Raw genomic sequence first — 5,341 nt, 5'->3', positions numbered from 1 at the left:
AAGCAGCGTAGATCTGCACGCATATCACCCATCAAGCAGCTGTCCGGAAAGCGCGGGGCCCCTCACTGAGGGCCCTGGGTGGACCGGCTGCTACCGTCGGCCCCGCGCACGCGGGGATGGTTCTCGCAGCCGTCCTGTTCTCGCTGGCGGAACGCGGTCGGCCCCGCGCACGCGGGGATGGTTCCGATTACCTCCACAGCTGTGGCATCCCGGAAACGTCGGCCCCGCGCACGCGGGGATGTTCCCCGTTGGATGCGGCGGGTGATGTGGCAGGCGCGTCGGCCCCGCGCACGCGGGGATGGTTCCCCGGGGCGCCCTGTCCAGCCGGGAGGCTGCGCGTCGGCCCCGCGCACGCGGGGATGGTCCGATCCAGGTATGTCCGACCTGTTGCCGCAGGCCGTCGGCCCCGCGCACGCGGAGATGGTCCCTCAGTGACTTCGGCCGCCCGCTCAGCCCCAGCATCGGCCCCGCGCACGGGGATGGTCCGCCGTGGGCTGCGAGGTCCTCGGGGCGCGGCGCGTCGGCCCCGCGCACGCGGGGATGGTCCGCACACGCCGGGAAACAAGGGGTTACGCCCGATGTCGGCCCCGCGCACGTGGGGATGGTTCCACGAGGACGGGAGCCATGGTCCGGACAACCGCGTCGGCCCCGCGCACGCGGGGATGGTTCTGTCCCCGTTGGCGTGTCGTCCGGAGGGTTGGTGTCGGCCCCGCGCACGCGGGGATGGTTCCCCGACCCCGGCGGGCTGACGTGCGCCGCGCAATTCGGCCCCGCGCACGCGGGGATGGTTCCAGGGCGCCCTGTCCGGTGCCGTCCTCCTGGTCGTCGGCCCCGCGCACGCGGGGATGGTTCCGAGACGCTGCTGGGCACGACCGCGACTCTGAGGTCGGCCCCGCCACGCGGGGATGGTTCCGTGGCCTTGACCGCGCGTCGTACGGTCGCCTCGTCGGCCCTGCGCACGCGGGGATGGTTCAATTGGGCGGCCCGGCCGGGAGTGATCTTAGCGGTCGGCCCCGCGCACGCGGGGATGGTTCGTCGGCGCCCATCTTCACCTCCGGGCAGTGCCAGTCGGCCCCGCGCATGCGGGGATGGTTCGCGGCTCCGTTCGGCGATGGCCTGCGCGTGCTCGTCGGCCCCGCGCATGCGGGGATGATTCCCCGTCGATCACTTCGGACAACTCTTGCATCCGGTCGGCCCCGCGCACGCGGGGATGCCTGACCGCCCGCCGCCGATCGGGGTTGCGGTCGGCATGTGCGGACGGCCATCGCGGTTAGGGGATAGGGAAGTGGGACGGGATTGTTAGTTGGCAGCGGCGGGTGGTGGGGTTGTGGGTGCAGCCATGCGCGTGGTTCCCCGTAGGCAGCTCGAACCAGGGCACCGGAGGCTCGACGGGGCACGCATGTGTGCGATTTTTGGAGCATCACTCAGCGATGCATGCCGTCGGATTGGGCCATGGGTGCGAACGATGTTGCTGACGTGAACACGATCAGCCGCAGGGCGGTGAGGGCGGCGAAGTAGAGTCCCAGGCTTGTGGCCGCCCGTGCCTGCGTCGGCGAGGATCGCGTGGGTATCCGCGCGCCCAGTCGTCCCCGCGAACGAGGCCGCCCCGCACGTCACCGCCTGGCACGGCGCCCTGGAAGCGGTGAACGGCACCACGTGCCTGCTGCACACCCGCTCGGACTCGCTACACTTCCTCGCCTACCGCGTCAGCATGCTGCCCCTCGACTACACCCTGCTCGACCCGCCCGAACTCGCCGAGCCGCTGGCCGCCATCGCCGACCGCGCCACACGCGCCATCAGCTCCTTCACCACCGGCTGACACGTCCACGGAAAGGCCCCCGTCGCCGGAGACGATCAGTGCAGAAACGTGAGCGCCTGAGACGAGCGCTTCCCGTTCAGGCTGATCAGATCGTCGGACGCCCACAGGGGGATGCCGAGCCGTTCGAGATGGTTCTCAACCTGGGTGCCGACGGAGGAACATCGAGCAATCCGGCCACGGACTCGCAGACCGCCCAAAGCCAGGCGAGTCAAGTTCCTTGCAGTCCTGACCCGATGATCTCAGTCAACGGCCGTGCTCGAATCCGGATAGTAGGTGGTCGCGGTGTCCTGACCTATTGGCCAAGGGATTCTTTCAATCTCCTGAGCTGGTACTTATCACGGAGAGCAGTTCGTTTCTCGGTAGAGCGTTCTGAGGTGGACCGTGCTCGTGGGTGGAAACCAGCATGATCCTGCCGCCCCCAGGTGTGGTATTCATGACACTGTGATGACACTTGCCTTGCTGTTCGGTGCGGCTACCGCCGTGTCTGCGTGGAGACTGTTCAGCATTCTCCGGCCCGGCCGCGAGAAGGAAGGACCGGTGCCGGTCGCGAAAATCCTGATTAGGCTGGCTCTGACGTTTCTTTGCGGGGCCGGCGCCGTATACGGCGGCGCGTCCCTCTGGTACTCGGGTGCGGTCTTCAGAGACCGCGTCTGCGACTACGCGGGCAATTACGATCAGCTTCCGGTCTCCTCGGACCATGTGCCACTCAGCACCAAGTGTCTTCGGGGAGGCACCGTTGTGGAGATCGTCCCGAGCTGGGTCAACCCGGCGCTGGCGGTGTTGGTGAGTGCCGCCGCCGCAGCAGCAGCGGCGGCTCTCACGTTCGGCCTCTCGCGTCAGGGTCGCCAACGCCCGGACCGCTGAAGCCTTTCGAGGTTCAAGGAGGCCGTCCGCCGGTCACGGCTGAACGGGTCGACCGGCGCCCCAGGCCCTGCCCCCGGGGCTTCCTCCCAACCCCGCAACTTCGCGGCGACCTTGGCGAGAACATCCGAGCCGGGAAGAACATCGATCTGGAAATGGCCTTCCTTCGGGATCTGGTCGTCGCCTGCCCAGCGCACCACGCCCTCGCATTCCATGAGAATGTCTCGTATCAGGGCGATCTGAGGGGCGAAGAGATTACCCGCGGAACCCGTCGGGTAGAGATTGGCCTGAATCTCGATGGCGGTTCCAGAACGGTAGTTCGTCTCGAACGGGGCTTTGATCGACGGATGATTTCGCCAGCCTTGGATGTCCCCCTTCTCCAGCTCGGCGATCTCGTAATTAAAACGGCGCGCGACATGAAGGAGGACGACCGCCGTCGGCCCCGGCAGCAGCGCGAGACGGGAGGCGCTGCCCTCGACACTCATCCGGTCGACGGCGTCCTTCCCAACGGTCGGCCAGCCGTTCTGTGTGACCTTCCCGCGCGGCAGCGAGGCTGCGGCCTGAGCGGTGCCCGGCAGGCCGAGAGTCCCGGCGGCGAGGCCGCCCGCCACCGCCGAAATCGAATACAGGACCTTTCTGCGTGACACTGGAACCGGTTGAGACAAGGTGTTCTCCTTTACCGGGTCGGGCGACGGACCGGGCGACGCTTCTGGGCATCTTCCTGGCCGACCTTGATCAGAAGGAAGTCCGCGAATCCGAGGTTAAGCTCCGCCAGCTTCGCCGGAGGCAGCGCGTCCGGCAGTGCCACCCCACCCCCGACCTTTTGAATGACGGCGTTCTTGAGCGTGGTGAGCTGGGCGTCGGTGCTCGCCAGCAGCATGCTCGCGGCCGCGTCCCGAGCCTTGTCGGCGCGGCCGCCGAAGCGCCCCTCGTAGAAGCGCTTGAAGCGGCTGAGGTGCCCGCCCTTCTGGAGATTGTTCCTGATCTCGGTCGCGATGTTCGCGCCGTCACGGATCCGCATCCCGATGTTGAAGCCGTCCGCGTCCTCGATGAGGTCACGGACCTTGAACCCGCCGCGGTCGCCGGGCTGGAAGAGATATGCTTTGCAGTAGTCGTAGCCGGAGGAGTAGGTGTCGCTGTCGCGGCGCCACTCGGCGTAGAAGGTCACCCAGTCGCCGCCCCAGCCACAGAAATCACCGCGGTTGGCGACATTGTTGGCCTTGCCGTTGGTGTAGATTCCCTCGGCGGCCACAGCGAAATGCCTGACCTTGTAGTTCACGCCGTAGAAGGGGTCCGGGAATGTTTCGATCATCCTGATACCGGAGTTCTTGGCGTACCGGATCCAGTTCTTATCGATCGGGCCGGTGAGCATTTCCCAGTTGGAGTCGTCGTACTCGGTGTGCCGCATGAACGTGGTCACGAGGCGGTTCGGATCGGGTCTCGGGTTGCCCTGAGACGAGCTGTAGCTGAGCGCCAGGGAGTACAGCTCGTCGACGTACCCCAGGAATTCGTCGACCGGTGTGCCAGGTGAGTTGACCCGATCGGTCGCCGGATCCGTCCCGGTCTTGCAAGCGTCCTTGTCGATGTTGATATGCCCGGAGCCGGACCCCACCGACGTCGTCTGGATCTGGTTGAACGACCAGTTGGTCGGGAGTGGGAACCCCATGTTGCCGGAGTATCCGGTAGACATGCCCGACACGAACGACCAGCGCGCGAACGTCTCCCGAGAGACCCGCGCACAGACGTTCCGGGATCCGTAGACCCCGTGCAGGTACTTCTTGCCGCGGTTGGCCAGCCCGGCCACGACCCCGTCGAAGTAGCCAATGATCTTGTTGGTGATATCGGCGTCCGTGGCATCGTAGTCGACCGCGAAGTAGATCGTCGTCCCCGCGTTGAATCCGTATTTCTCGGCCGCGTCATGTGCTTGGCTCGCGTCCGTGAAACCCTGGGTGTATTCGAAGTACTTGAGCTCGCCGCCGTAGTACTGGGAGATCGGGAAAACCTTCAGTCCGTTCCTGAAGATGGTGTCCAGCTCGCCCGGCTGGATCTGCTTGTTCAGCGGCTCCTTGCTGGGACGCTCGTCAAGATAGCGTCCCACGATCCGGACGCCGGCGGCCTTGAGCGCCTTCGCCCGAGCATCCGTGACGGTCTCGACGCAGTCGGCGGCCGCGCCTGGCCGGTCGGGGTCTCCGGTGGAGACGAGCAACTGGCACCAGGTCGAGAAGTCCCCTTTCCCACTCACCGGCAGTTCGCTGAATCCCTGGAACACTTTGATGGCGTCGACGACGTCGGAACCGAACGTGTCGGTGAAGCCGAGGAACTTCGCGCCAGAGCTCCCCCTAGCCTGGTTGAAGATCATGGCGGCGGTGAAGATCTGAACGAACGGTCCGGTGGATCCACTGGCGAGCTGGTTCGCTCTCAGCCCCGCTTGCGTGCCGGGGCCGAAGACGCCCGTCGCCTGCTCGTCGGACATGCCGAGCTCGAACTGGATGGCCAGATAGAGCGCCTTCTGTACATCCCGGGAAAAGATGCCGTCACAGGGAATGATAAAGAAGTTTCGCCGACCGAAGTACCTGTTGTTGAGCCATTGCTGCACTGAGCCTTTTTCGCTTGCGGTGAGGACGGCTCTGATCACGTCATGATCGCTGGCGGTGTGTCGGG

At 66.1% G+C, this 5,341-nt stretch carries 4 protein-coding genes and 2 CRISPR repeat arrays; of the genes, 2 read left to right on the top strand and 2 right to left on the bottom strand.

Annotated features, from left to right (window positions below):
- Positions 1–95 precede the first annotated feature (95 nt).
- A CRISPR array of direct repeats spans positions 96–427; the repeat unit is 28 nt; unit sequence GTCGGCCCCGCGCACGCGGGGATGGTTC.
- Positions 428–518: 91 nt separating this feature from the next.
- Positions 519–852: a CRISPR direct-repeat array (repeat unit 28 nt; unit sequence GTCGGCCCCGCGCACGCGGGGATGGTTC).
- Positions 853–1,540: 688 nt separating this feature from the next.
- Together ABD808_RS36910 and ABD808_RS36905 are read left to right on the top strand one after the other, a co-directional pair.
- Positions 1,541–1,819, top strand: a complete 279-nt coding sequence (locus ABD808_RS36910; protein ID WP_344907697.1) for a hypothetical protein — start codon at positions 1,541–1,543, stop codon at positions 1,817–1,819.
- 444 nt (positions 1,820–2,263) lie between these two features.
- Positions 2,264–2,683, top strand: coding sequence for a hypothetical protein (locus ABD808_RS36905; protein ID WP_344907694.1), 420 nt, complete (start codon positions 2,264–2,266; stop codon positions 2,681–2,683).
- On the opposite strand, the gene ABD808_RS36900 is transcribed toward ABD808_RS36905, so the two are convergent.
- Together ABD808_RS36900 and ABD808_RS36895 are read right to left on the bottom strand one after the other, a co-directional pair.
- A complete protein-coding gene (locus tag ABD808_RS36900) occupies positions 2,656–3,291 on the bottom strand; it encodes a hypothetical protein (protein ID WP_344907691.1) in 636 nt (211 codons plus the stop codon). The two genes, ABD808_RS36905 and ABD808_RS36900, sit on opposite strands and share 28 nt — an antisense overlap.
- 65 nt (positions 3,292–3,356) lie before the next feature.
- The coding region (locus tag ABD808_RS36895; RefSeq protein ID WP_344907689.1) for a glycoside hydrolase domain-containing protein at positions 3,357–5,341 on the bottom strand (1,985 nt) is incomplete at its 5' end.

It is taken from the genome of Actinomadura meridiana (assembly GCF_039537545.1).
GTDB classification, from domain to species: Bacteria; Actinomycetota; Actinomycetes; order Streptosporangiales; family Streptosporangiaceae; genus Spirillospora; species Spirillospora meridiana.
The sequence above is the reverse complement of the archived record's forward strand: the minus strand, read 5'-3'. Positions and strand labels throughout refer to the sequence as shown.